The 24,358-nt window shown below is 64.6% G+C and carries 12 protein-coding genes; 7 read left to right on the forward strand and 5 right to left on the reverse strand.

Annotated elements, in window-relative coordinates; all coding sequences use genetic code 11:
- The first annotated feature begins 7 nt into the window (after nucleotides 1–7).
- The 6 genes from B0919_RS13745 to B0919_RS13770 all read left to right on the forward strand — a co-directional run bounded on the left by B0919_RS13745 (nucleotide 8) and on the right by B0919_RS13770 (nucleotide 8,292).
- Nucleotides 8–2,506 carry a hypothetical protein gene (locus tag B0919_RS13745; RefSeq protein WP_078012853.1) on the forward strand — a complete coding sequence of 833 codons (2,499 nt, stop codon included), beginning with the start codon at nucleotides 8–10 and terminating at the stop codon, nucleotides 2,504–2,506.
- A gap of 104 nt (nucleotides 2,507–2,610) precedes the next feature.
- Nucleotides 2,611–3,315, forward strand: a complete 705-nt coding sequence (locus tag B0919_RS13750) for a hypothetical protein (RefSeq protein ID WP_078012854.1) — start codon at nucleotides 2,611–2,613, stop codon at nucleotides 3,313–3,315.
- Nucleotides 3,316–3,328: 13 nt separating this feature from the next.
- Entirely contained in the window at nucleotides 3,329–3,928 is a 600-nt protein-coding gene (locus B0919_RS13755; protein WP_078012855.1) for a hypothetical protein, read from the forward strand.
- Between the two features lie 165 nt (nucleotides 3,929–4,093).
- Nucleotides 4,094–5,119 carry a glycoside hydrolase family 43 protein gene (locus B0919_RS13760; RefSeq protein ID WP_078012856.1) on the forward strand — a complete coding sequence of 342 codons (1,026 nt, stop codon included), beginning with the start codon at nucleotides 4,094–4,096 and terminating at the stop codon, nucleotides 5,117–5,119.
- 95 nt (nucleotides 5,120–5,214) lie between these two features.
- Nucleotides 5,215–6,786 (forward strand): alpha,alpha-trehalase TreA, encoded by a 1,572-nt coding sequence (treA, locus tag B0919_RS13765; protein ID WP_078012857.1) that lies wholly within the window; start codon nucleotides 5,215–5,217, stop codon nucleotides 6,784–6,786.
- A 168-nt stretch (nucleotides 6,787–6,954) separates the two neighbouring features.
- The gene (locus B0919_RS13770; RefSeq protein WP_078012858.1) at nucleotides 6,955–8,292 is read left to right on the forward strand and encodes a Gfo/Idh/MocA family protein; all 1,338 of its coding nucleotides are present in this window, start codon (nucleotides 6,955–6,957) and stop codon (nucleotides 8,290–8,292) included.
- Nucleotides 8,293–8,654: 362 nt separating this feature from the next.
- Here B0919_RS13770 and B0919_RS13775 read toward each other — a convergent pair whose 3' ends face one another.
- Nucleotides 8,655–10,463, reverse strand: coding sequence for a peptidase (locus B0919_RS13775; protein WP_078012859.1), 1,809 nt, complete (start codon nucleotides 10,461–10,463; stop codon nucleotides 8,655–8,657).
- Nucleotides 10,464–10,952: 489 nt separating this feature from the next.
- Between B0919_RS13775 and B0919_RS13780 the strand changes: the two genes are divergently transcribed.
- Complete coding sequence (locus B0919_RS13780) at nucleotides 10,953–13,031, forward strand: T9SS type A sorting domain-containing protein (protein ID WP_176133041.1); 2,079 nt, start codon at nucleotides 10,953–10,955, stop codon at nucleotides 13,029–13,031.
- A gap of 80 nt (nucleotides 13,032–13,111) precedes the next feature.
- Here B0919_RS13780 and B0919_RS13785 read toward each other — a convergent pair whose 3' ends face one another.
- From B0919_RS13785 to B0919_RS13800, 4 genes are all read right to left on the reverse strand, one after another.
- Nucleotides 13,112–19,594, reverse strand: coding sequence for an Ig-like domain-containing protein (locus tag B0919_RS13785; RefSeq protein WP_176133042.1), 6,483 nt, complete (start codon nucleotides 19,592–19,594; stop codon nucleotides 13,112–13,114).
- A 184-nt stretch (nucleotides 19,595–19,778) separates the two neighbouring features.
- On the reverse strand, nucleotides 19,779–20,507 hold the full coding sequence (locus B0919_RS13790) for a phage tail protein (protein ID WP_254846576.1): 729 nt from the start codon (nucleotides 20,505–20,507) through the stop codon (nucleotides 19,779–19,781).
- Nucleotides 20,508–20,726: 219 nt separating this feature from the next.
- Nucleotides 20,727–21,275 carry a phage tail protein gene (locus tag B0919_RS13795; protein ID WP_078012863.1) on the reverse strand — a complete coding sequence of 183 codons (549 nt, stop codon included), beginning with the start codon at nucleotides 21,273–21,275 and terminating at the stop codon, nucleotides 20,727–20,729.
- Between the two features lie 526 nt (nucleotides 21,276–21,801).
- Nucleotides 21,802–24,147 carry a patatin-like phospholipase family protein gene (locus B0919_RS13800; RefSeq protein WP_078012864.1) on the reverse strand — a complete coding sequence of 782 codons (2,346 nt, stop codon included), beginning with the start codon at nucleotides 24,145–24,147 and terminating at the stop codon, nucleotides 21,802–21,804.
- Nucleotides 24,148–24,358: the final 211 nt, after the last annotated feature.

Consider the following 24,358-nt stretch of genomic DNA (forward strand, 5'->3'; position numbering starts at 1 on the left):
CCAACCGATGACGACCAGCCATTCGCAACTCCCACAGAGCGCCGCCGACTGGGCGGCGCTCTACCAGGGCCTCGAAGTGCAGGGCGGCGTGCCCTACGCCACCGACGCCATAATCACCCCCAACAGCGCTACTTTTCGGGCCATGCACCTGGATCTGGGCGCCGTGAAAGCCGCCCTGGATGCCTCCGGGCATGCGCCGGCCCAGGTAACACTCTACGCCGATGTGCTGACCGTGCCCGCGCGGCTTACCTGGCTGCTGGCCTCCGCCGCGCTGGTAGTGCAGGCCCGCCGGATAGAAGTGGGGGACAAGGCCGCCGTGGTGCTCGACTACCGCCACAGCAACACGGCCAGCCTCGTGCTGTACGCCGCCGAAATCAGCGGCAGCTGGACGGCGCAGGCCGTGCTGAGCGGGCAGGCCCAGCCAGCCAACTTTACGGTGGCCGCCCCGCTGGCCGGCGACGGGGTACAGCTGCATTTGGACACCGACCAGCTGCCCCGCCTGCAGCCCCTGACCCACGCCCAGGGCATACCCAACCAGCTGCCCGAGGCCATGAGCCTGGCTCTGACCAACGCCTTCCTGTTCGGCTCGCTGCTCTACGATGAAAACCCGCCGCTGGCACTGGGCATCATGAACTGGGTGAAAGCCTGGGCCGCCGAAGCCGAGGAACTGCAGGGCCTGTTCTGGCGCAGCTGCACGCTGGTGTCCCTGCTGACCTCGCAAATCAACGCCCGCGCCAACGGGGCGGCGTTTGTGCCCTACCTCACGGCCTCGGTGTACACCCAACTGGCAGGCGCCTTCGTGGCCGAAGCCCAGGAATACGAGAACAAGTACCTGGCGCTGAATACACAGGATGTACTCACCAAGCAGAACATCGAGCAGGCCATGGCGCTGCGCGACAACGCGCAGTACCAGAGCCAGTACGTGAAGGCGCTCAAGCAGCAGGCCGCCACCAACTACCAGAATGCCCAGGCGGCCGTCGACAAGGCCCTGAGCAACTTCAACGCCCAGCAGCACAAGGCGGAGATGACCGGCATCGACTTCGAGAAAGCCGGCCTGCCCGAGTACGAGCGGCGCATGATCCTGAAAGGCCTGATGGAAATGGGCACGGCCGTGATAACCTGCGTCGGCGCCATCGGGGCCATTGTGGCGGCGCCCGCCGCTGCGCCCGCGGCGGCTCCGGCGGCCCTCGGCCAGGCCGTGGCTGCCACCGAGGCCGTGGCCTCGGCGGCCAGCAGCACCGCGGGCGTCGTGAAGATGGCCAAGGAGCTGGTGGACGCGATGAAAAAGCTCAAGAACCTAGTGCTGGGCCTGCAGAAGATGGGGGTGATGGTGCTGGCCTTCGTGAAGGCCGGCGGCAGCATGAAGGACGCCCACAGCTTGGTGGAGATGCTGAAGAAGCTAAACCTGGACGCGGAGGCCGGCGACCTGTCGGCCGGCGACGCCTGGCAGATCTTTAGCCTGAAAGTGCATTCGGTGCTGGAGACGCCCGTGGCGCAGGGTATCAACTTTGCCCGCGAGTACCAGAACGAGCTGGACATCCTGGTGATTTACGGTCAGGCCGTGGCCTCGGCCCAGCTGGCGGCGGTGCAGGCCGCCCAGGAATACGCCCGCGTGCTGCTGCAGGAACAGCTGGCCGCGCAGCAGCAGGAGCGCCTCGACGCCTACGTGAAGGCGCTGCAAGTGGGCGAACGGGCCACGGCGGCGATGATGCAGCAGTTCTTCCAGCGTTACCTCGACGCGAAGGAATCGTTGCTGGCGGCCCTGCACAATTATCGGGCTTCCTACGCCTACTGGGCGCTGGCACCCTCGCAGGTGCGCCCGCAGGTGCTCGACAAAGTAGGGGGGCTGGAAAGCGGGCTGAAGTCGCTCACGGCCATTACCCTGGATCAGGCCGCGGCCCTGGAGCAGTTCAACCCGGCTCCCGGCGTGATGAGCAACAAGCACGTGGACATCACCGACGAGGCCTTCCTGCAGGCTCTGCGTCAGGGGCAACCCGCCACTTGGGCCATGCCCGCCGCGCAGGCCGATTTCCTGGGGCTCAACCGGGTGCGCATCACGGCGGTGCGGGCCTGGCTGGAAGGCGCCCAGACGCGCGGCAAGCAGAAAATCAGCCTGACCATCAGCACTTCTGGCAACTACCGCGACCAGTTTCAGGGCCAGGAATACCTGTTTTCCAGCGCGCCGCTCAAGCGCCCCTTCGAGTACCACGTGGAAGGCCCCGAAGGACACCAGCTCCACCCCGACTGGCGCTTCCCCGATGGCTCCCTGGGCTACATCGAGCTGGACGGGCGCGTGGACAACGAGGTGCAATACGCCTACTTCCAGCCCACGCCCTTTACCGAGTGGACGGTGCGCGTCAACCCGCTGCCGGCCAACGCGGGCCTCGACCTCGCGCAGCTGCGCAAGGTCACGCTGCAATTCGAAGGCAGCGCCATCGGCACGGTCGCCAAGCGCGTGGCCCGCGCCGAGGCCCAGGCGCCGACGGCCCTGCTAGCCGAATCCTGATCCGGCTTCGCTTTAGCAACAGCGCCGGGGTGCGGGGCAACGGCCCTGGCCCCGGCGCTTTGCGGCGTAGCTACCATCTGTAAACTTTTTACCTGCTCCTTTCCGTGGACATTGCCCGGGCCTCCGTGGCCGACCTCTTCACCGTGCCGCCCGCCGACTGGGCGGCCATTCAGCAGCGCGTGAGCCTGACGCAGCTGGCCCAGCCTCTGGCCGGCGAAATCCAAGTTATGCTGCCCCATTTTCCGGACCTGATGACGGTGTGCCAGCAATGGCAGACGAGCACCTTTCCCGGTATCATCGACCTAAGCCGGCAGCTGGCGGCCTATGCCGAGCGGGCCCGGCAGCGCTTTACGCCCCTGGCCCAGGAAGTAGCCCTGCTGGACCCCAACGCCGACCTGCCCGCCGAGCTGCGCACGCGGGCGCAGGCTGCCTTTACCGAACTCGGACAAGGAACCCAGGTGCTTAGCCAGGCCTGCGACGCCCTGCGCGAGCCGATCAGCAACTTTCATCTCGTCAATGGGGTGGTGGACACCGAAATCAGCCGCTACCAGGACCGGCTGGGCTTTTTGGGGCAACCCATCGGGCAGGCTACGCGGGCCGTCGATACGGCCTGCGGCCGCGTACTGGGCGACTGGAGCGCCATTGCCGACGACCTGCACCCGCTGCTGGAGGGGCAGCTGCCGCTCACGGTGGCGGTGCTGCTCGACCTCAACCTGCAGCAGGCGCTGCTAACCTGGCGGGCCATCGGCGAGGAAGTTGGTGCCTTCCAGCATCACCTGATAAGCCAGCCGGCCCTAGCCGCCCTGTAACCGTTCCTACACTATGCTGACAACGCTGTGGCAAGCCGCCGCGCCCGGGCCCGTGGTGGAGGCCGAACTACTGCCGCTCTCGAACCAGGGCCGCCTGCGCGTGACCTACAACTGGCTGTATTCGGCCCTGAACTGCGACGCTGCCGACGCCTCTTCTTTTGTGTGGGTGCTGCACAAGCTCGACGAGCAGCACGTAGCCCTGTCGCCCAAAAACGGCTACGCCGGTCGCACACTCTACGCCAGCGTGCGCGACGACTGGAATTACTACGTGCAGGTACAGGCCCCGCATTCTGCCGATTGGATTACCGGCGTGGGCCGCGACGAGATACTGACCCTGAGCACGGCGGATTTCTTCGTGCGGCTGCAGGGCTTCAACGGGCGTTACCTGAGCGTAACCGCTACCGCGGATGACCACGGCGGCCACCGCGGCTGCCGGGTGATGAGCACAGCCCCGGCCCCCGATGCGGCCAGTACCTGGCTGCTGCGGCCTACCCTAAGTTTGCAGGCCAGGCTACAGCTGCCGCCGCTACCCAGCGCCGCCGAGCTGCAGCAGGCCCTGAGCCGTCTCGGGCAATCCGTGCCGGAAGCAACGCTGGCCAGCTTGCTCGGGTGACGCATCCGGCGCCGTGCATACTGTGGAGGTAAGAAGAGCTACGCACGAACGATAACTGGTCAGGTAAAGTGTTGATTTAGAGGCAGCGTTAGCCGCCGACGCTGAAAAGTTGGCTTTTCGGCGGTGGAGCTGCGTAGAGTAGAGCCGCATCATTGTCGCTCTGCCATGCCTGCTGCTCCTGGCCGCTACCGCAACCCCGTGCTCGACGCCGATTTTCCGGATCCGACCATTATTCAGGCTTCCGATAGTTGGTATTACGTCTATGGCACCCAAACCAAGCTCTTCGGCGGGCGCATCGTTAATATTCAGGTAGCCCGCTCCCAGGACCTGGTGCATTGGCACTACCTCGGCGAAGCCCTGCCCGAGAAACCCGTGTGGGCCCGCGGCACGCAGGAGTTCTGGGCGCCGCACGTCAGTGAGCACGCGGGCCGCTACTACCTGTACTACTCTGCCGAGCCCGACCAGGGCCCCGGACTGTGCCTGGCCGTGGCCACCGCCGACGCCCCTGCCGGGCCCTTCGTAGATATTGGCCGGCCGCTGCTGCAGACCGGCCTGCCTGGCTTCGCCGACATCGACCCCATGGCCTTCGACGACCCCGCCACCGGCCGGCGCTGGCTGTACTGGGGCTCGGGCTTCGGGCCGCTGCGGGTGCAGGAGCTGGCGCCCGACCGCATTTCCTTTTTGCCCGGCAGCGAGCCTGTGGAGGTACTGCCCGCCCAGCCCGACGACGAGCACCACTACCACCGCCTCATCGAAGGCAGCTGGGTGATTCTGCGCCACGGCTGGTACTACCTGTTTTACTCCGGCAACAACTGCTGCGGCCCCGACGCGCACTACGGCGTGCTGGTGGCGCGCAGCCACGCAGCTACCGGCCCCTTCGAAACGCTGGCCGATGCTACCGGCGGCCCCGGTGCCATTCTGGAGGGCAACGCCGACTGGCGCGGCCCCGGCCACAACTGCGTGATAACCGACGCGGCCGGGCAGGACTGGCTGGCCTATCACGCCATCGACCCCGCGCAGCCCACCTTCAACGCCATCGACGCCGACCAGGGCTACTCGCGCCGCGTGATGCTGCTCGACCGGCTGGAGTACACCGCCGACGGCTGGCCGCGGCTGGTGACGGGCGGCGTGGCCTCGCGCTGGCAGCCCCAGCCCGCACCGGTGTGCAGCACAAACCCAAGGTCAGCGTAGCTAACCTTTAGTGCGCGTATCGCAGCACAATACCCGTTCGGCGACCCGCTCAAGCCTCAGTAACGACCCGCGAACCGCCAAGCCGCGCTCCTACCATGCTCCGATTCCTGCTTCTCTGCCTGCCCCTGCTGCTAACGGTGCAAACCGTCCTGGCTCAAGCCTCGCCGCGGCAGCTGTACCCCACGGTATTCGAGGCCGTGCAGCTGAGCCGCGTGTTTGCCGACAGCAAAACCTTCGTGGATGCCCGGCCCAAGGCCGCGCCGGCGGTAATCGAGCGGGCCTTCCAGCAGCAGCGGCCGCAGCCCGGTTTCGAGCTGCGGCGCTTCGTGGAAACGTACTTCGAGCTGCCCGCGCCCGCCACCAGTGCCTACCGCAGCCACGTGGTCGCCGGCCTGCGCCACCACCTCGATACGCTCTGGGCGGTGCTGCGGCGGCAGCCGCAGGATTCGGTGGGGCGCTACAGCTCGCTCATCCCGCTGCCGCGACCCTACGTGGTGCCGGGCGGCCGCTTCCGCGAGGTGTACTACTGGGATTCGTACTTCACCATGCTGGGCCTGCGCGAAAGCGGCCGCGCGGACCTGATCCGCGGCATGGTCGATAATTTCGCCAGCCTAATCAGCCGCTACGGCTTCATCCCCAATGGCAACCGCACCTACTACCTTACTCGCTCGCAGCCGCCGTTTTTCGGGCCGATGGTGGAGCTGCTGGCCCAGGTGCAGGGCGACTCGGTGCTGCGGCGCTACCAGCCCCAGCTGCTGCGCGAATATGCCCACTGGATGGCCGGTAGCGACTCCCTGCAGCCCGGGCAAGCCAGCCGCCGCGCCGTGCGCCTGCCCGGCGGCGAGGTGCTGAACCGCTACTGGGACAGCGGCGACTACGCCCGCGAGGAGTCGTACGCCGAGGACGTGGCCACGGCCCGGCAGAGCCAGCAGGCCGCGCCCACATTTTACCGTCACGTGCGGAGCGCTGCCGCCTCGGGCTGGGACTTCAGCACCCGCTGGTTCGGGCCGGCCGGTACGCTGGCCAGCATCCGCACCACCGAGTTGGTGCCCGTGGATTTGAACTGCCTGCTCTACGGGCTGGAGCTGACCCTGGCCCGTAGCTACCGACAGCAGGGCAATACGGCCGTGGCCCAGGACTACCAGCAGCGGGCCGAGCGGCGCCGGCTGGCCATCCGGCGCTACTGCTGGAATGAGCAGCTTGGCTGGTTTGTCGATTATGACCTGACAGCCCGGCAGCCGGCGCGCATCCGCACCCTGGCTGCGGCGTTTGCGCTATACAGTGAAGTGGCCTCGCTCGCGCAGGCCCGGCGCGTGGCCGCGGGGCTGGAAAAGGATTTTCTGAAAGCCGGCGGGCTGGTGACTACGCTCAACCACAGCGGGCAGCAGTGGGATGCGCCCAACGGCTGGGCGCCGCTGCAGTACGTGGCCATCGAAGGGCTGGAGCGCTACAAGCAGGGCAAGCTGGCGCGCACCATTGCCCAGCGCTGGGTGGCCACGAACGTGCGCGTGTTTGAGCAGACGGGCAAGCTGCTGGAGAAGTACAACGTAGAGGATACCCACGTGGTGGCCGGCGGCGGGGAGTACCCCACGCAGGACGGCTTCGGCTGGACCAACGGCGTGCTGCTGCGGCTGATGAACCAGTACAAGATCGGCCCCACGCGGTAGCGGCGAAGCTCAACCGCCGGCGGAAAATTATGGAGGCGGGGTAGCCCAAACGCGGCGGGGCTGCGTACAGCAAAGCTTGTGCGACTTGGGCATCAGCGGGTTGGCCTGCCCGATGCCCGCCGTGCCACAACGGCTACCCTGCAACCAAACCACCTTCATCCGACGATTATGCCGCTACATCCTGCCGACGAAGATGTAACCCTGTGCGACGCTTCCCGGCGTCAGTTTATCAACCAGGCCGGCCGCGGGCTGCTGGCCGTGGGCGTCACCGGCGGGCTAGCCGCCTACGCTGCCGACGAAGCCCAGGCCGCGCCCGGCGCCGACGCCTGGCCGCAGCAGGGCCCCACCGACGTGAAGCTGCCCGAAATATTCGCCAACACCGAGCCCAAGAAAGGTGCGCTGCCCAATCCGCAGCCGCCGGAGCAGCGCGTGGGCTACGCCGTGGTAGGGCTAGGGCACCTTACGTTGGAAGAAATCCTGCCGGCCTTCGCCGATGCCAAGAAGGCCCGGCTGGTGGCGCTGGTGAGCGGCGACGCCGACAAGATGCAGAAGGTGGCCCGGCAGTACGGCGTGAAGCCCGAAAACTGCTACAGCTACCAGAACTACGACAAGCTCAAGGACAACCGCGACGTCGAAATCATCTACATCGTGCTGCCCAACTCCATGCACGAGGAGTACACCATTCGCGGGGCCAAGGCCGGCAAGCACATCCTCTGCGAAAAGCCCATGGCCAACTCCAGCAAGGAGGCGCAGCGCATGATTGAGGCCTGCCAGAAGGCAGGCAAAAAGCTCATGATTGCCTACCGCATTCAGTACGAGCCCATGAACCGCATGGTGAAGGACATGGCCCGCAACCAGACCTACGGCAAGGTCAAGGTCATCGACGCCATCAACTGCCAGAACCAGGGCGACCCGAACCAGTGGCGGCACAAGAAAGCCCTGGCCGGCGGCGGCGCCCTGCCCGATATCGGCCTGTACTGCCTGAACACGGCCCGCTACATCCTGGGCGAAGAACCCACGGAAGTCTACGCCCAGATCCACACCACCCCGAACGACCCGCGCTTCAAGGAGGTGGAAGAAAACGTGCACTTCCAGCTGCGCTTCCCCAGCGGGGCAGTGGCCAACTGCGCCACCAGCTACGGGGCCTTCAACGCCAAGCGTTACCGCGTGTACGCCGAGCGGGGCTGGTTTGGCATGGACCCCGGCTTCTCCTACCACGGCCTACAGCTGGAGCGCGCCCACGCGCCCGAGCCGGAGCGCCACGAGGTGAAGGAAAAGCCCAGCATCACGGAGAAAAACCAGTTTGCCCTGGAGCTGGACCACATGGCCGAGTGCGTGCGCGAAAACAAAACGCCCTACACCCCCGGCGAAGAAGGCCTACAGGACCACCGCATCATGGAGGCCATCTACCAGTCGGCCAAGGAAAACAAACCGGTAAAAATCAGCACCGCCGCGGCCGGCAAGCTGGACGCCTTCCGCGGCTCAGCCCCCAGCAAAGACAGCTAAGCCGCTGACAAGTCGCCGTAAATGCTGTTTTCGGCAGCGTCTGATTCTGCCAAAACTGCTACTGGCACGTCATACACTATCTGTCGTCTGCCTGCCGAACCCTCTCTACCGCGTCGTCAGGCACCCCCTCTCCTTTGCGGAGAGGGGCCGGGGGGTGAGGCGCAACGCAGCAGTGGTCCTGCTTTGACAAGCGGACGCCAGATGGAGCAGGACCCGGAATCGAAAATGCCAACAGACTTTAAAAGCGAAGGACCTTCTCTACGCCAGATAGATTACTATCCAGCGTGAGAAGGTCCTTCGCTGCGCTCAGGATGACAGTAGATTGTCTGGCCTGAGCCTTTTCAAACCGCGCGGGCTGCGGCCTACATATTTTTCAGCCAGGCCTGGCGCAGGGCCAGCTGCTGCGGCGTGGCGTTGGCGTCCGTGGTGAAGTTGTAGCGCTTGATTTCGTCGCGCTCCAGGGTGCGGCAGCGCACTTTCTTCTCCGCGCCGTCGCGGCTGATGGTCAGCTCCACTTCGGCGCCGGGCTTGGCGGACTGCATGGCAGCAAAGACCTGGCGGATGTTTTCCTGCTTCAGGGCCATGCCTTCGTAGGCTACCAATTGGTCACCCTTGGCTACGCCGCAGCTCTGCAGCGTGGGGCTTACCTCCGTAAAGGCAATGCCGCCGCTCTGCGACATGCCGTAGCCGTTGGTGCCCAGCGAGGCCAGCTTGCGGCCGGTGCGCAGGGCCGCGTCGTAGCGGATGCCCACTTTGCTGTAGTACTCCTGCAGCGGCAGCGGCTCGGCGTTTTCCACGTAGCGGGTAAAGAAGTCGCGGATTTCGGGGTAGGTCATCTTCGTGAAATCGTCGAAGAAGTCCTTCTCGCTGATGGGCTTGCTCGGGCCGTACTTCTTGGCTAGCTCCAGCAGCACGTCGCGCAGGCCGCGCTTGCCGCCCGACAGCTCCAGCAGGCGCAGATCGAGCAGGGCCGCCGTCATGGCGCCGCGCTGGTAGATGTTGCCGTACTGTCGCTGGCCCTCGTCCGAGAACGAGTTCAGGCCGAGGCGCTTGAGCGAGTACGTGGTGTCGGCGCGCAGGTGGTCGAAAGATACTTTCTCGTGCAGGGTGTTCAGGTACTGGTCCAGTGGCACCAGTCCGCCGCGCAGCTGCATCATGTGGGCGGCCCACTCCGTGGTGCCCTCGTACAGCCACAGGTGCTGCGAGCCGGTGGGCTGCACGAAGTTGAAGTGCTCGATGATTTCCGAGTGGATGTTCAGCGGCGTCACAATGTGAAAAAACTCGTGCGCGGCCATGTCGGTAATGGTCTGCGCGTACTCAGGCGTGAGCGGCTGCTCGCGCAGGGCGTACTCCGAGCTGTAGGAGTGCTCCCAGGCGCCCTGGCTCTGGTCTTCGAAGTGGTAGAGGAAGGCGTAGCGCTTCACCGGCAGCTGCACCAGGAAGGCCTGGGCGGCGTTCAGCATCTTCTGCATGTCGGCCAGCAGCGGCTCGGCCTTGATGACGTCGGTTTTGGAGTAGCAGTACAAGGCCACCTCGGCGTCGCCGAGCTTGGTGGTGGCTTCCGTCAGGCGGCCCAGCAGAATGGGCGAGTCCACGGCCTGGTCGTAGTCCTTGGCGTGGTAGTAGCCCTGGGCGTCGGGCGTGAGGGCCGAGCCGGCCTTCCAGCCGCTGGGATAGTTGATTTTAAGCCGCAGCGGCTCGTTCTGCATGCCCTGCGGGTAGCCCAGAATGGTCTGCCCGTTGATCAGCGCGTGGTCGGCTTCGAGCGAGGAGCCGCACATGCGGTAGATGCGGTGCTCCTTCACCGGGGTGTCCCAGGTTTCGGCGATGGTGTAGCGGATTTCGCGCGTCTTGTCGGGCTGCGCGAGCTGCCACTGGTTGGTGGAAATCTGCTTGGCCTCCAGGGGCTTGCCCTTGGCGTCGAAGGCCTGGAAGTTGCGCACGAAGCGGCCCATGTCCATCACCTGGTAGGTGCCAGGCGCGGTGGAGGCAAACTGGTAGATGGCCTGGTCTTTCTTGAGCTTCTTGGGCAGCTGCAGGGCGACCTGAAACTCATCCGTCGACTTGGCTGGGTCGATGGTGACGGTGTAGCTAAGTTCGGAGGCAGCCAAGGCCGGGGCGGCCACTGCGCACAGGGCGGTTAGCAGAGCGGGGCGAAAGGAAAAATGCATAAGGCAAAGTAAGAGCGTTTTAACGGATGCAGAAGCCGGCCAATCGTTGCGCGGCAGGCCAGGAGATTTTTAGACCGGGCCATAAAAGCCCTGAAAAGCACCCGATTATAGTTGGTGGCTATTTTGACTTTATTCATAAGGTATTTATGCGGGTTGGTGGCAGTCTGGTTGCTTTAGTGCAAAATGATGGTTGGTTGAAGTAGGTTGTGAGCAACAATTTGAACATACTGGCATAATATAACTTTAAAAATAAAATACGTCAAAAGGTCAAGAATATTGCCTTGGAATTGACTTTAGGTAAGAAAATTTCAGGGCCGGTATTGCGAATAAAATTCGTGTGCCCCTACCTTTCAGTGCAAATTTGATTTGCCTTCTCGCGCCACTTCTTCTACGCTTGCTATGAAAACAACTTGTACTCTTCCGGCTTTGGCCGGCCTGCTTAAGTGTGGCAGTACCTTGCTGCTACTCGGATGTCTGAGCGGCACCGCTGTGGCTCAGACATCCGCTTTTCCGCGCAACGAAACCTTTAAGGGCAGCTCCGCCGGTAACTTCACCTTCGGCGGCACGGCCCGCCTGACCGGCATCGGCGGCACCGGCAACGACGCCGTGGGTCAGGGCTACCTGCGCCTCACCGACGCGGCCACCAACCAGGCCGGCTACGTCATCGACAACGTAGGCTTCCCGGCCGGGGCGGGTTTCACCATCTCGTTTGAGTTCTTCTCCTACGGCAAAACCACCCCCGACGGCGCCGACGGCTTCAGCGTGTTCCTCGTCGACGCCAACCAGCCCACCGGCGGCTTCCGCATCGGGGCCTCGGGCGGCTCGCTGGGCTACGCCCAAAAAACCATCGACCCCGTGTCGCCGGGCGTCACGCGCGGCTACATCGGCATCGGCATCGACGAGTTCGGCAACTACTCCAACGGCAACGAAGGCCGCTCGGGCAGCAGCCCCAACGCCGACGCCGACGGCCGCGTACCCAACGGCGTGGCCATCCGCGGGGCCGGCAACGGCTCGGCTGCCACCGACTACCCTTACCTGACCGGTACCGACCCGGGCGAGCTGGGCTTCGAGCTGGACGTACCCACGGCCCGGGCCCAGACCGGCTCGGCCGATTACCGCCGCGCCTTCATCGACGTGGTGCCCACCACCTCGGGTGGCGTGACTACCTACCGCATCACGGTGCGCATTCAGCACGGCTCGGAGGTGCACACGGCCATTCAGAACTTCCAGGTGGCCACGCCGCCCCAAAACCTGCGCCTGGGTTTTGCCGGCTCCACCGGCGGCAGCACCAACGTGCACGAAATCCGCAACCTGAACATCGTGCAGGTGCCCTTCGCCAACGTGGACGTGGCCACTACGCCCTACAACACGGCCGCTACTATCCGCGTGCTCGACAACGACGTGGCCCCGGGCAGCAGCATCGACCCCACGTCGGTGGACCTGGACCCCAACACCGCCGGCCAGCAAACCTCGCTGACGCTGGCGGGCAAGGGCACGTTTGCCGTCAACGCGCAGGGCGTGGTCACGTTTACGCCCTCCGGTACGTTCGCCGGCACCGTCACGGCCCCGTACACCATCCAGTCGATTCTGGGGGCTGACTACACCTCCAGCCCGGCCAACATGCGGGTAACGGTGCAGGGCGCCGACATTGCCGCCGCCGTCAGCGGCCCGACCTCGGCCACGGCCGGCACGCCCATTACCTACTCCATGCGTACCTCCAACGCCGGCGGCCTCCCGGCTACCAACGTGGTGCCCAAGCTGCAGCTGCCCACTGGCCTGGCCCAGGCCAGCGTATCGGCTCCCGGCGGCACCTATGACCCGGGCACCGGCTGGGTAACCTTCTCGCCGATTGGCAGCCTGGCCAGCGGCGCCACGGCCGTTACCAACTCGGCCACGTTCACCGCTCCCGCTACCGGGCCCGTTGCCGGCCTGGCCCGCGCCGCCTCCACGGCCGTGCCTGACCCCGTCGACGCCAACAACTCGGCTTCCGTGACCACCGCCATCGGTGGTGGTACGGCACCGCTGCCCGTGGTGCTGGTCCGCTTCGAGGCCAAAGCCCAGGGCGCCGACGCGCAGCTGAACTGGCGCACGGCCCAGGAAAAGAACAATGACCGCTTCGAGGTAGAACGTTCCCGCAACGGCGCCGCCTTTGAGCGTGTGGGCACCGTGGCCGGGCACGGCACCGTCAGCAGCACTACCGAGTACAGCTTCCGCGACGCCGGGGCCGGCCGCAGCGGCTCCACGGCCTACTACCGCCTGCGCCAGATTGACTTCGACGGCACGGCCACTTACAGCGACATCCGCGTGGTGCGCTTCGAGGCCGCGAATGTGGCCGTAGCGCTGTACCCCAACCCCGCCGCGGAGGAAGCCACCCTGGACCTGAGCGGCCTGGCCGCCGGCACCTACTCGGTGCGTATTCTGGACGTGACCGGGCGCCTGGTGAAGCAACACACCGCCGCCGGCGCCCAGCGCCAGGCCTTGCCGCTGCAGGACCTGCGCCCCGGCACCTACGTGGTGAAAGTAAGCGGCGGCGCTACCGCCATTACGCTGCCGCTGGTGCGCTACTAGGCGTAGCGGCCGCGTACCCCCAAAGAAAAAGCCCCGACCAACCGGCCGGGGCTTTTTCTTTGGGCTATTCCCTGCGGGAATTAGCGGCTGATAATAACCGACTGGTTCACCACGCGGTCGGGCAGGGTGATGCGCAGCATGTACACGCCCATGGGCAGGTGGCGCACCGACGTGGTCAGGTCGGATTGGGAATCGACCGTGAGGCGCTGGCCAAACTGCAGCACCTTGCGGCCCTGCGCGTCGAACAGCTGGCAATCCACTTTGCCTTCCTGCACGCCGCCCACGCGCACCGACAGCTGGTCGCTGGTCGGGTTCGGGTAAGCCGTGGCGCTGACGGCAGCGCCCTGCGGCACGGCCAGCGTCACCACATCCGAGAGGTGCTCCGAGCCGTCCTGGTCCACTTGGCGCAGGCGGTAGTAGATGACCGAGCGGGCGTAACGGGCCAGGTTGGCGTCGGTGAGCTGGTAGTCGTGGCGGTTGGTGCTCGTGCCGTGGCCGGCTACGCGGCCAATGGCGCGGAACGTGCGGCCATCCACGCTGCTTTCCACCTCAAACCGGTCGTTGTTCTTCTCCTGGGCCGTGGTCCAGCGCAGCAGGCCGTCCTTGCCCACGCGCTCGGCCGTGAAGGCCACCAGCTCCACCGGCAGCGGCGAGGTTCCGTAGCTGCCGATAACCGTCTGGCTGAACGACGTAACCGGGAAGGTCACCGTGCCCGCGGCGGCATTAGCAGCCGTAGCGGAAATCGGCGCGTCGAAGGCCCCGTCGCTGTTGCTCTCGCGCTTGTAGAGCTTCAGGTTGGCGGGGGCATTCTGGTCGGCGACGCTGATGTCCACCGGGCTGAGCGTGTAGGTGATAGTCGCGGCAAAGTTGGTGCTGCTGTACCGGTCGACAATCCAGTAAGCCGGCGTAAACACATTCTGCAGGCTGGGGTCGCTGACCTGGGTGCCCAGCGGCTGGCCATCGAGGCGGCTCACCACTACGTCGTAAGGAGTAGCGCCGGTGCTGCTGAAGTTGATGGCCGCGTTGGTGCCCGTGAAAACGTAGTTGCCCGTGCCCGTCACCGAGAGCAGGCGGCTCACGCCGTAGCCCACCGGGGCGGTGCTGCTTACGCGCGTGGCGCCGGTGAGGCTGCCCACCGTGCCGCTGATGGCATCAGTAGTGGTGGTGCCGCTTTCGTTGAACTGCAGGTACGAAACCAGGCCCGTCTCCACACCGCTGAGGGTGAGGTGACGCAGCTGGCGCAGCTCCGTCAGGCTCAGGGCCCGGTTCCACTGGCTCACCTCGTCGATGTCGCCGGGGAAGTAGTTGGCCCCGGTGGTGCCGGCGCTGCCCACGTAGTTGACGGCCGTGCTGGCCGGCGTGCTCGTCGTGTTGAGCGAGGTCTGAAGCTCCCCGTTGAGGTAGATGCTGAGGGTGCTGCCGTTGTAGATGGCGGCTACCTGGCTCCAGGCGCCGGTTGCTATGGTTTGCGGACCAGTCTGCTTGCTCTGCAAACCGTTGCTTGAGCCGAAGCCGGCCTCGATACGCCGGTTGCCGGTTACGGCAATGTAGGGCGCTGCCGAGTCGCCCGTGCCGTTGCCCAGCACGTAGTAGGTCGTGCTACCCGTCCCGATGTTGGGTTTGATCCAGGCTATCTGCGTGTATTGTCCGTTCAGCACCGGTGCCGGATTGGTCGCGTCGGCGCTGAAGTTTACGTAACCGGCGGTGCTTCCGCCCACGAAGCGCAGCGCCTGCCCGGCCACGCGGTCAGTTTTGATGATCTGGCGGTTGCCGGTCGGGCTCGTTACGCTGGGGGTGTAGGTCGTACCGCTGATGGTCAGGCTGGGCACGGTAGCATCGAGCACGTTGCGGCTCGTGGCGTTGGCATCCACGTCGTACGCCAGCCAGAAGTAGTTGGCGCCCGTGGTCAGCTGCTGCGTGCCGGTGATGGTGAAGGAGCCGTTCGGGTTGGCTACTGCACTGCCAAAGGCCGTGGCGGTGGCAAAAGTGCCGCTGGTGCCGGTGTAGTACACCCGTGCCGCCGCAATATCCGCGGCCGAGGTGCTGCCGCCGGTGGTGAACGAAATCGACTGGGCGCTCAGCGGGGAGTCGTTGCCGCCACCGATGACGACGGCCACGCGCAGGATTTCCTGGTTGGTACTGCCTGCTGCCACCCGGCCGGTGTTGGGCTGATCGGCCGTGCTGCTGGTGTAGGTGGCCGGGTTCGGTACGATGAAGTTGTTGACGTTGCTGTTGGCGCTGATGGCGTAGCCGTTCAGCTGAGCCGTAACATACACCGTGTGCGAGCCAGTAGCCAGGCTCGAAGGCTGGGTGAAGCTCCAGGTGCCGCCGGCCGTAGCCGTGGTGCTGCCGCGGCTGGTAAAGTCCACATACACTGTCACCGTCGCGTTGGCCGGGGCCGTGCCGCTGTAGGTCGGCTGGTCGTTGGCGGTAGTGCTGTTGTTGGCCGGTACAAGCACCACCGGCGTCGCCGTGACGGGTAGGTTGTACTGGATGGAGAACTGGGTGGCGGCGGTGTTGCCGTTGCCGGCCTGATCCTGGGCCACGTTGGCCGGCACGCTCACCGTCACGGTGCCCGGAGCGGTGGGCGTCACGGTGAAGTTGTAGGTAGTGCCCGAGCCCGAGAAGCTGCCCGAGGTAATCGTGCCATTGCCCACCGTCACGTCACCGGTCACGAAGCCGGTCACGTTTTCCGAGAACGTTACCCGCACCGGAATGGGCGAGGTGCTCGTCGGGCTCGTGGCCGTGGAGCTGGTGGCCACCGTGGGCCGCACCGAGTCGACGAAGAAGTTGTTCGTGTTGCTGTTGACGCTCACCGTCTGGCCGTTGAGCTGGGCCGTGGCGTACACCGTGTGCGAACCCTGCGCCAGGGCCGTGGGCTGAGTGAGGGCCCAGTTGCCGGCCGAATTGACCGTGGTCGAGTTGAACAGCAGTACGCCGTCCACATACACGCGGATGGTGGCGCCGACCGGCGAGTTGTTGCCCGCATAAGTCGGGGTGGCGGTGCTGACGTAGCCGCCGTTGGCCGGTACTAATACCACCGGAGCCGCCGTCTGCGGCTGGTTGTACTGCACGCTCACCGTGTTGCTGGCAGTGTTGCCGGTGTTGTTAGCGTCGGTAGCTACGCCCGCAGCCAGGCTCACCGAAACGGTGCCGGTGCCGCTGGGCGTGATGGTGAACGTGTAGGGCCCGCTGCCGCTACCCGCGAAGCTGCCGCCCGTTACCGCACCGCCCGATACCGTTACGTCCGTAGCCGTAAACGAGGTGCCCACGCTCTGCGAGAAGCTCACCGCGAAGGGAATCGGCGCGGTGCTGGTGGGGCTGCTGGCCGTGGTGCTGACGGTGGCCGTCAGGGCCGGGGCCGTCACGCTGAACGTGGCCGAGGTGAAGGTCTGGTAGGCCGAGGCGCTGGTAGGCTGAACGCTGCCTACGAAAACGTCGTTCACGAACACGTTCAGCACCTGGTCGCGCGAGGTGTAGTCACGCTGAATGGCCTGGAAGCTGACCTGGTAGCTGCCCGTGGGCACGGCCAGATTCTGCGACACGCTGCCGTTGCTGCCGACTGCGCTTTGCAGCAAAGCCACCGCGTCGCCCGCCGCCGCCGTCGAGCCGAAGCCGCTACCACTGCGCGACACGCCGGCCTGGGTGCCAAAGCTCCAGGGCGCGGCTACCACGCCCTGCTGCTGGTACAGGAAGCTGCTAGGAGCTACGTTGCTGCTTTCAAAGCTGCTGTTCTGCAGGGCATTCGGCACGGCCGAGCCGCCTTGCAGCACCTGCACCACGTCCACGAAGGCCGTCACGTCGCTGTTGCCGCTGGCGCTGCCCGCGCCCTGAATGCGCAGGGTGGGCGCGGCCGCAAAGCTCTTGGTGATGGTGTAGGTAGTGCCGCTGGTGTAGGGCAGGCCGGTAATGGTCGGCGTCACGCCCGTGCTGTTGTTCACGTTCAGGCGCAGCGTCCCGTCACCGGTGCCGGTATTCACCACTACGGTGTAGGCAGTGCCCGAGCCCGATACGCTGGTCACGGTGGCGCCCGTGGTGCTGGTGACCGAGAAGTTGTTGGTCGTCAAGCCTGATACTGCCGTCGAGAACGTCACGGTGTAGCTCACCGTGGCGGTGGCCGTGGGCGTCGGCGTCTGGCCGGTTACGGCCGTGACGGTAGCAGTGGGCTGCTGATAGGTGATGCTGAACTGGGTGGCAGCGGTATTGAAGTTAGTCGCCGCGTCCTGGGCCACGTTAGCCGGTACATTTACCGTGGTAACGGTGCCGGGCGTGGTGGGCGTCACGTTGAAGGTATAGGTGCTGCCCGAGCCGGCGAAGCCCGAGATGGTGCCGTTGACCACTGTCAGGTCGCCAGCCACGAAGCCCGTCACCGACTCCGAGAAGGTCACCGTGAATGGAATCGGCGAGGTGAGCGTGGTGCTGCCCGAGAAGCCGGCCGACGAGCTGATGGCCACCGTCGGCTGGGTCTTGTCGATGGTGTACTGTTGGCCGCTGGTGTAGGGCGCGTTGCTTACGCTGGGCGTCAGGCTGGTCGAGTTGGCTAGGTTCAGCCCGAGCGTACCGCTGCCCGAGCCGGTATTCACCGTTACCGTGTAGGTAGTGCCCGAGCCCGACACGCTGCTGACGCTGCTGCCGGTGATGCCCGCGCTGGGCGCCGTGGCGAAGTTGCTGGTGGTCAGGCCCGTCACGGAGCTGGCAAACGTCACCGTGAAGCTCACGCTGGCGGCGTTGCTTGGGTCGGTGCCGGCCCGCACAATAGACGCGACAGTCGTGGGCGTGGTAAAGGTTTGCACGCTGCCGTAGCTGGTGCCGGCCGGGTTGGTGGCGTAAGCGCGCACGTAGTACGTGGTGCCGGAAGCCAGACTCGAAATGGTGGCCGAGAACGTACCCGTGCCCGAGCCGTTGGCCGCCTGCGTCACACCGCTGCCGCCGATGGCGGGGGTGGTGTTGGTGGAGCTGAATACCACGCCGCGCTCGGTTACGCCGGCGCCGCCGTCGGCCGTTACCTGGCCACCCAGCACGGCGCTGGTGCCCGTAATGCTGCCGGCAGCGGCCGTGGTAACGGTAGCCGTGTTGTAGGTCGTGAAATTGAGCGTGGTGTTATCCAGGATACCCGCGTAGGCCCGGTTATTAGCATCACGGAACACGCCTTCGTCAATGCGAATGGCGTAGGCCGTGCCCAGCGCCAGCGTCGTGGTGGGGTTGATGGTCCAGGTGGTGTTGCTGCCCGTCACGCGCGCATCGCCCACCGGAATGGTTTCGATGGTCACGTTGTCGGAGGTGCGCACCACGTAGAAGTTGCCCGCGCTTTTAACGACGTTCTTATCGAATACCAGCGTGATGTTGGTGGTCGGCGCGATGCCCGTCGCGTTATCGGCCGGCGTGCTCGATACCAGCAGCGGCGGATTGCCCTCCTGGCGTATAACGCGGCCTGTAGCAGTACCACCAGTCCCGGCCGTGAATTCGATCAGGTCAATATCCGCGTCGGTGTCGTAGTCGGCGGGAAACAGGCCCGGGGTGGATTGCGAAATATTATCGAAATCAATGCCGTTGAGCGGGCCGCTGGTGAAGGTGCCGCTGGCGTTGGTGGCAATGTTGGTGAAGGTGCCACTCCCGTTGTTCAGCAACAAGCCAATGCCCGTATTGGTTACGTTGCTGCTTTGATACAGCATATCCACTGCCCCATCGGCATCCACATCGATGAAGCGGCGCCGGGAAGCAAAGGACAGGGCCGGGAACGGGTTTGTCACCTGAGCAAAGCTGCCGCCATTGTTACGATATAGCGTGCCAGTACCATTGTTAGGAGCCGTCAGCAGGTCGCTGTCGCCATCGTTGTCGTAATCCACCGCGAAGACCGAAGGGTCACCGCTAGCCACCACGCCCGTGAGCGTAACCCCGTTGAGCGGGCCGCTGGTGAAGGTGCCGCTGCCGTTAGCCGTAGTGGTGCTAAAGCCGCCGCTGCCGTTGTTAATCTGCACCCCGATATTGGTGCCAGGGGCGGTTCCATCCTGGTATAGCTGATCAATAGCACCGTCATTGTTTACGTCGATAAAGACGCGGCGTGAGGCGATGGATAACTGGGCAAAGGGGCTGCCAATGGTAGAGAAGGTGCCGTTGCCGTTGTTGCGGAATATCGACCCGGCGGCGTTATTCACCGCCTGTACAATGTCCGTGTCGCCGTCCTTGTCGTAATCGACAGCAAACAGCGCGTAGTTGTTGCTGACGGTGCCAAAGACGATTTGCGTGAACGTAATGCCGTTGAGCGGGCCGCTGGTGAACTTGCCGGTATTATCAGCCGTAAACGTAGTGTAGTTGCCCGAGCCGTCATTCCGCTTAAGGGCAATGCCCTGCCCAGGAGTGTTGCCGTCTTGGTACAGCAAGTCCAGGTCGCCGTCTTTATCCACATCCAAGAACCCTTGCCGGTTAGGTAAAGTCAACACCGGGAACGGGCTCGGCTGCACCGAGTAGCTGACCTGCGCGCGGGCCGCGAAGGCTCCCCACAGGAATAGTAGCAGCGTCGCCGCTGTTCGGAGCCGGCCGCTAGAGAGGTAAGGTTTTTTCATAGAACGATTATCGGATGAACGCCGAAAAAGGGCCCGCCCGCTGCTCGTCGCCGAGCCGAAGGGGGCGTGCCCATGCATGGGGATACTACTAGTGAAGACCGGGCAAAGCCGGTGGCTCCTGGCCGAAGCCAGGCACGCCAACGTCGGAGCAGCCTGCCGGGACCTCACTCCCAGGCAGGTGGTATTAGTTGCGCGACGGGTACACGCCGTACAAGCAAATCTGGTAGTTCAGCGCCAGATAGGGCTGCATGGTGGAAAAGGGGGTGCTGCTGCCCGCTATGCCCGTGTTGCCGCCCGGGTAGTTGCCGGTCGCGGTGGGGGCGTAGCCCTTCACGTCTACAGTTTCACCGTTCACATCCGTGCCCGTCAGTACGGCTGGCACTGCCCCTATGGGCGAGTTGGTGGTAGCGGTAGCGGAGCTGATGCCGCCGCCCAATACGGTGTGCAAGTGAGCGGGCATGTTGCTCTGTATCAGCGTCGTGTTTTCGCTGCCGGCCCGCTCGCCCAGTATATGATTTGTCAGGCCCGGGCCCTGGCCAAAGTGCATCGGTACGCGGCCGCGCAGGTCGGGCAGACCGAAGGTGGTCTGGCCGTTGCCGCCATAGGTGGTGCCCAGAATGGAGAACAGCGCCGTGTTCTGCGCGATGGACAGAATCTGCCCGCTGCAGAAGGCGAAATTCTGTACTTCGTAATTGCCCGCAAATAGCATGATTTCGCCAACGTACGGTTCTAAAGCGTTGGTGCCGTAAGGCTGTCGGGAGGACGTAGCGGCCATGGCCGGACCGGCCAGCAGGCCGCCCCCAAGCAGGGCGCCGAGGCGCTTAAGCCAACTGCGGCGAGCTGGGTCGGCGGTAGGTTGGCCTGCAACCTGGGCTGCGGAAACGATGCCCTGCTGAGTAGCGATTAATCTCATGGAAAGGGAAAAGAAGGTTGTTGAGAGAGGTGAAGCACTGGTTTCCCAATGGCGTGGGCGGCCAGCGGCACTTGTGCGGTCCGAGCTACTGCCGAGCTGGGGTGCAAAAGTAGTGCTTATTTACCCTGAAAGCGAAGTCGTTAGCCACAAAAGCCCCAGCGCTGCCGGAGCTGCTACGGGCAGCCACGATACAGCACTGGGGCCAGCGAGAAGAGGCTACTAGTCGCGCGAGGGGAAAAGGCCTTGCAGGCAGATGATGTAGTTCAGCCCGAGCACCGGCTGCACTAGGTTCACCGGCTTATTGCCGCCCGCCAGGCCGATGGAGGCCGGCGCCGCGGTGGCGTCGCCGTTCGGCGCGTAGGCATTCACCGTCACCGATTCGCCGTTGACGTCGGTGCCATTGGTAATGGCCAGAAAGCCCCCCGCCGGGTTGCTCACCGAGCCCGCCGATTTGCTCACGTTCAGCTGGTGGTTGTGGGCCGGCAGCTCCGCCGTAGTAAGCGTTACGTTTTCCGTGCCCGACATTTGGCCCAGCTGGTAGGGGCTCAGGCCGGGGCCCTGGCTCATGCCGCTGTGCACCGGTACGCGGCCGCGCAGGTCGGGCAGGCCGAAAGTGGTCTGGCCGTTGCCGCCGTAAGTGGTGCCCAGAATGGAGAACAGCGCCGTGTTCTGCGCGATGGACAGTTGCTGCCCGTTGCAGAACGCCCAGCCGCGGGGCGCAAAAGTGCCGGCAAACAGTACGATAGAGCCGATGTAAGCTTCGTCCATAAAAGAATGAGTTGAGAAGAAGGAAAAAGGATGGGAAAGAACTTCTAAAGCCACCAGCTGGCAGCGGTAAGCACAGGTACAAGGCAATACTAACTCAGCGGGCACCCGTAGGTACCGCAGAGCAAAGAAGCTATAAGTGCAATGGTGTGGTAGTAGGAGGGCACGAACCACTGAGGAGCGTGCAGGCAGCGTAAAAGGGCCGCTAACTCTGGGGTCAGCAAACCGCGGACGAATATAGTGTATCTATTCTTAATGCTATAGGTAAAAGTCATATTATACTTGGGATATTGTCACTATGGGAAACGCAGCTAACAGCTGAACGGGGCGGCCAGCCCTTTTGGGTCCTTCAGCTTGCAAGTAAAGCGCGCTACCGGCGGACGGCTTGGCAATGGTGGCCAGCGGCAGGTGGCAGGCAGCGAGCTACCGCATTTGGTGGGCGGAAAGCCGAAACTCACCAACGCGAACGGCCGCCGCCCAGCTCGGATCAGAGCTAAGCGGCGGCCGCCTCAACGGGAAGAGTTAGCGGTTAATCCAGCGACCGGTCGCGGAACAGCACGTAGCCGATGTGGGCAAACACGCCGAATTGGTTGTTACGCTCGTCGTAGTGGATGAACTGAATGGCGGCCGGGCCAACCGGCGTCTGGTACTGGAAGCCCGTCATGATGGTGAGGTAGGGCCGGCTCAGGAAGTTGGTGCGCTGGGCCAGCAGCGGGTTATCCGGGCGCCGGTCCCAGGGCCGCACGAAGGCGTGCAGGTAGCCCTCGGTGCGCCACTCCAACGACCCGGCAATGGCGCGCACGTAGCGCAGGCCCGCGGCGGCGTAGGCCGTGCCGCGGTAGTTGTCGAGGAAGATAGTACGCGAGTCGGGTAGGGGCAGAAAGGCCGGCGAGGTGGTGAGCGTGGAACGGTAAGTGGCAAACAAGCCCTGCGTGCTGGCTACCAGCTCCGTCATGTAGCCCCAAGCATTGGTGCGGGCGCCCACGGTATCGACTTTGTTCAGGCTGAAGTACTGCTCCGTAAAGAGTGTGGCCTTCACCCACTGGTGGTTGCGGCTGCGGCCACTCAGGCCCTCGGCCGTGGAGCCGGGGTTGTATTTCTCCTCGCCCGTCACACCCCGGAAGCTGAACTCGGCGCGGCGGCCCTTGGTAGCGTATTGCCGGCGGTTGAGCGAGTTGCGCTGAAACTGTACCGCCGCCGTGAAGCCGTGAAAACGGTTTTGGTCGAGGGTCGCAGCCGAGCTGATTTCGTCGGCGTTGGCAAACCGGTCGCGGTTGGTAAACGCGCCGAAGCTCAAGATGTAGCGGCTGCGGTAGTTCGGGCTGATGCCCACCTGCACGAAGGTTTTCAGGTCGCGCTGCTGCAGGGCGGTGTTCTGGGCGGCTTTGCCGTTATCGAGCAGGCCGCCGGTATCCTGGTAGTTGAAGTTGTTGAAGACGATGGTGGGCTCGAAGTACAGCGGAATACGCCCGGGGATGCTCACCCGAAACGAGCCCTCGGCCCCGTTGTAGAAGCGCCCGATGGTGGCGTCGGCCTGGATGGTGTAGAGGTAGCGGTTGAGGTAGCGGTAGGCCCCACCGAGGTAAAAATTGCTCATGGAGCGCGTGGTCAGCAGCACGCCCAGGTCGGTCGTCAGGTTGGAGTTCTGGCGCGCATCCACGTTCAGCACGTACCCTTCCTTCTGCCGGTCGTAGCGGATGCGCGGGTACACGTTGTTGAAGAAGTCGTTGTTGACGAGGCGGTAGTAGCCTTCTTCAATGTCGGAAGGGGTGTAGGTGGAGCCGGTGCGCCGGAAAAACCGGGTGACGAACCCCTGCTGCATCTGCGGCACGCCTTGCACCCGGATTTCCTTGAAATCCGGCTTGGGGGCACGGTTCTGGAAGTCGCGGCGGCGCTGCTGCAGGGCTAGCGTGTCTTCGCGGCGCGCAATGCGGCGCAGCGCCAGTGGCAGCTTGGCCTCGGCGGCCTGCTCGCCCGAGTGCACCAGCTTGCGCACCTTGGCAAAGTCCGCGGCCGTGACGCCCTGCAGGTCGGGCTGAATGAAGATGCCGTTCTTGCCCACGGATAGGGTGTCGGCCGCGTTCGAGCCCAGAAAGATGAGCGTGCTGGTGAGCAGCGCATCGTCCTTGCCCGTGGGGTACTTGCCGTAGGCCACGTCGCCCACGTTCACCCCGATGATGATGTCGGGCTGAAACTCCTCGCGCATCACGCCGGTGGGGAAGTTGTCGACCACGGCCCCGTCGAAGAGGTAGCGGCCATCGGGCTGGCGGATGGGGCGAAAGGCCAGCGGAAAGGCCATGGAGTTGCGCACTGCGTCGGACAGGGAGCCGCTGCGCTGCACCACTTTCTCACGCGTGAACACCTCGGAGGCCACGGCCCGGTACGGCACGAAGAGCTTGTTGAAGTCGTAGCCCGAAATGGCGCCCGCCGGGGCCAGCATGGTGGCCAGCACGTAGTTCAGGGTCACGTCGTCCACCAGCTTGGGCGTCACGCGCGCTTTCAGGGTCGAGTCGAGGGCCAGCCGCAGGTGCAGGGCGGCGGGGGAGGGGTCGGCGTCGTAGTAGTTGAACACCTTGCCCTCGAGCGGGCGGCCCGCTACCCAGTCCTGAAACTGCGGGCTGATGACAATTTCCTCGATTTCGCGGGGTGAGTAACCCGCCGCGTACAGCCCGCCCACGATGGCGCCCATACTAGTGCCCACGATGTAGTCGATGGGGATGCGGTTCTTTTCCAGTACCTTGAGCACGCCCACGTGGGCCAGGCCTTTGGCGCCACCGCCGCTGAGCACGAGGCCCACTTTCTGGGCCGCCGCCGGGCGGGGTAACACAAAACAGAGAATCAGTAAGCCTGCAATCAGGCGGAGAAAACGGTGCATAGAAAGCGAAGAAGCGGAGAGGGCAACGCGCTTGGTACGCAGGGGGGTAAGCCGGGTTGTGAGGGCCGGCCGGTCGAGATTCGCGGGGCCGCTCGGGGCGTCTGCCGCGGGGTGAATTCAGCCTTTTGGCGCGACTCAGGCCGGCAAGCAGTTTTCGGATATCCGGTGCCGCGCCCGCGTTGCCGCGCCCGTTTTATCCAGCATCCTGAGC

Origin of the sequence: Hymenobacter sp. CRA2, from assembly GCF_002007105.1 — a bacterium.
Taxonomy (GTDB): Bacteria; Bacteroidota; Bacteroidia; order Cytophagales; family Hymenobacteraceae; genus Solirubrum.